General features: G+C 59.4%; 3 protein-coding genes. All 3 read right to left on the bottom strand.

Annotation, left to right across the window (positions count from 1 at the left end; all coding sequences use genetic code 11):
• Positions 1–13: 13 nt before the first annotated feature.
• Genes KTQ37_RS16525 through KTQ37_RS16515 form a run of 3 tightly spaced genes read right to left on the bottom strand, consistent with a single transcriptional unit; the run spans position 14 to position 3,193 of the window.
• The gene (locus KTQ37_RS16525; protein ID WP_236021303.1) at positions 14–1,027 is read right to left on the bottom strand and encodes a tyrosine-type recombinase/integrase; all 1,014 of its coding nucleotides are present in this window, start codon (positions 1,025–1,027) and stop codon (positions 14–16) included.
• Complete coding sequence (locus tag KTQ37_RS16520) at positions 1,017–1,952, bottom strand: tyrosine-type recombinase/integrase (protein ID WP_218631607.1); 936 nt, start codon at positions 1,950–1,952, stop codon at positions 1,017–1,019. The genes KTQ37_RS16525 and KTQ37_RS16520 overlap by 11 nt, the downstream gene beginning before the upstream one ends.
• Positions 1,949–3,193, bottom strand: coding sequence for a tyrosine-type recombinase/integrase (locus KTQ37_RS16515; protein WP_218631606.1), 1,245 nt, complete (start codon positions 3,191–3,193; stop codon positions 1,949–1,951). Before KTQ37_RS16515 ends, KTQ37_RS16520 begins: the two co-directional genes overlap by 4 nt.
• Positions 3,194–3,253: the final 60 nt, after the last annotated feature.

Here is a 3,253-nt window from a genome sequence, read left to right as displayed (position 1 = left end):
TGACGCGCGGTTGCTACAGCGATTTCAGGAACGCCATCAGGTCTTTGTCCTCCTTCCACGAGCGCCCTGGCCTCTGTTGGCCGACTTCGCATAGCGCAACGGCGTTGGCTTTCAGCGTTAGGTCGATCTCGGCATAAATGTTGGTCGTGCTGATCGACACATGCCCAAGCCAGGCGCGGATGGTGTTGATGTCCACCCCGGCAAGAACCAGATGGCAGGCGGTCGTATGTCGGATCACATGCGGCGTGATCGTGCGGCCAGCGAGCGCTGGAACTTGCGCAGCACAGCGCTCAATCAGGCGATAGACCCCGAAGCGCGTAAACCCTGTCCCCAGCCTGCTGACAAAAACAGGTGCGTCCATTTCGCGTTCACGGATTTCGTGCGCAAGAGCCCGCTCGGTTTCCGGCCACAACGGGCACTGGCGGATCTTGCCGCCTTTCCCATGAAGGGTCGCAAGATCATGGCCGCCCCTCCGGGCGGCAAGCGACAGATCCTGCACCTTCAGCTCTGTTGCCTCGGACACGCGCGCGCCGGTGTTGTAAAGGAAGAGCAGGAGCGCGTATTCGTGCTGCCCCCGTTCCGTCTTCCTATCCGGCACCGCAAGCATCGCCTCCATTTCCGACCGAGTCAGCCATCCAACAGATGGCTGCATGGTTTTCTTCGACGAGATGGCGCGGATATGCCCGCACCACTCGATATGCGCCGGATCTCTGCTGCCAATAAAGCGGGCAAAGGCTCTTATTGCGGCAAGTCGTTGATTGCGGGTACGGACTGAACATCCGCGGTCGTCCTCCACATGCGAGAGGAACTTTAGAACGAGCCCTGATGCAAGGTCACGCACCGTCAACCTGTCAACGGGTTTTCTCAGCTTTCGGCTGGCAAATGGCAGGAACAGGCGGAAGGTATCACGATAGCTGGCACGCGTATTTCGGGCCAGGTTTCGCTCGGTAACGATGAATTCGGTCAGGAAACGCCGAAGCCAGGGGCCAAGAAGATCACGCTCGGGCATCATCACCTCAATGGGCATAGAGCGCAAATCGTCTCGACGCTTGGCTCAAGAGTTCCGGGGTCATCGTCAGGTAGATCTTGGTGCCTTCCAGATCGGAGTGCCCGAGGTAGGTGGACAGCACCGGCAGCAGCCGTTGCACATCTGCGCCCTGCCTATACCAAGTGGTCAGCCTGTGAACGGCGAAGGTGTGTCGGAGATCGTGCAGGCGCGGTGCTACTCTACCACCCACGCTACCACGGACGTCCGCAGTGCGCCGTAGCCGGTCGAACGCAGCCTGAACGGTGCTGCTGGCGAGCCGCGTGCCGTCCCTATTCGACAGCAAGAACGCAGTACCATCCTTCGCATATCGCTTTCCCGCAGGCTGCAACAGGTGGTCGACAAGCACTTTCGCGAGGGACAATCCGAATGGTACCAACCTGCTTTTTTGGAACTTGGTATCCCGGATCGTCAGGACGGAAGTTGACATGTCGACATTTTCACGCGCGAGGCCGGTTGCCTCGCTGTAGCGCAGCCCGGCGCCATAGAGCAGCAAGAGCAATGTGCGGAACGTGATTGGGTCGAGTTGCTTCGCGCGGCCCAATGCGATCTCGATGTTTCGAAGATCGAAGAGACGCTGCAACTGTATGCGACTGTAAATATGAGGTGGAGCCAGCAAGGGTCGCGGTCCTTCGCTTGCGGGGAGCGGCGAAGAGCCGGCGTAATCGCGACTGATTGCAAATCTCCAAAAGCCCGCCAGAGCATAAGCTTTGCTGTCGCGATGCCGGGTTCTAGGTCCCTGACCAATCAAAAAGCTCAACACCTGGTCCGTCGATATGTCGTCGCATTCTATTTCGTCACCGACGTGGCGCAGGAACTGCCGCAAGAGGTTCCGTGCCGTCGTGAACTTCGCACCATGTGCTTGTCGCCATTCGACGTAGTGCTCAATCGCAACTCCCAGTTTCATAGCAGGCCCTCCAGTTCGAGGGCTGCCGCCTCACGTAAGGCTGCCAAGTCGACCTTCGCATAAATCGCCGTTGAAGACGGATCGCGATGGCCGAGGAAATCTCCGATGACTTTCATCGACATGCCGCGATCCATAAGGTGTTGCGCGGCTGCATGCCGGAGTGCATGTGGGCCTCGCCGGCCCGTCACGACGCCGATTGTCGCGAGTCTATCGCGAACGATTTTTCCCAATGCTTTGCGATCCAAGGGACGGATCGGCGCCCGCGAGGTGAAGAAGACAGCGCGCCCGTAACCTGTAGGCCGCCCATGCTGGAAGTAGTCCAGGATCGCCTGCCCAACTTCCTGAGATAGCGGCCAGAGCTGGGTCCGACCCGGCTTCGGGCATCGGACTCGAAGCATTTCAGCGTCCCAATCGAAGTCATCGAGGCGCAGGCCCGCTACCTCAGCGACACGCAAACCGTAGGATGTGAACAGCATGAGGATCGCCCGATCACGCAGATCGACAATGCGCCCCCCGCAGACCGAATCCATAAGCCGCTCGACGTCGTTGCGCTCGATCCCCTTCGGCAATACCTCGTCAACCCTGTATCTCGGCGCGACGATACCTGCGCCCAAACCCGGGCGACACCATTTGCGCTTTTCGGCAAAGGCGATGAATGCTCTGAGGCGCTGCGCGTAGTCGTGGAGCGTTCTTCGGCTCCAGACGCCGCGGCGATGTTCATCACCAATGATATCGTCAATATCAGCTATCGAAAGCGCGCCGATCAGAATGCCGCGCGCCGCAATCCGGGTCAGGAAGTGGTCAGCCGCGTGACAGTAACCACGAACCGTTTCGGGGGAGAGGCCCCGCTCCTTGCGCAACCAGGTTTCGTAGGTACTGAGTTCCGTGGCACAGGGATGGACCGCGTCATCGGCTTCGATCCAGCCAAGGTGATGCAGAAGGTCTGCGCAATGGCTGATGAAGCGCTGCTTGGCCTTACTTGTGGCCTCCTGGTCAAATCTGCGACCTTCGGGATTGGCCCAGAGCCTGGCGGCGGTTTCGATCTCATTCTGGCTAATCCTGTCGTGATCGCGAAGGTCCAGAAGCCGCACGAGGTTGAGATGGGCATTCGCATGCTTTCGCAGTGTGGTGCGCCGTGCCCCACCTGCTTTGAGTTGTAGAAGGTATCCTGCCCTTAGATCGGCGAGCGGCGCATTGCGGTGCTTTGCCGCCGCCGGTGCGAGGAAGATTTCTTCGAACATGGCTGTGTCTCCTTTTCTATGGAAACACAGGGTTCGCACGTTTCGGCGCACACCTCCGCG

The organism is Sedimentimonas flavescens (assembly GCF_019264375.1).
Classification (GTDB): Bacteria; Pseudomonadota; Alphaproteobacteria; order Rhodobacterales; family Rhodobacteraceae; genus Rhodobacter; species Rhodobacter flavescens.
The sequence above is the reverse complement of the archived record's forward strand: the minus strand, read 5'-3'. Positions and strand labels throughout refer to the sequence as shown.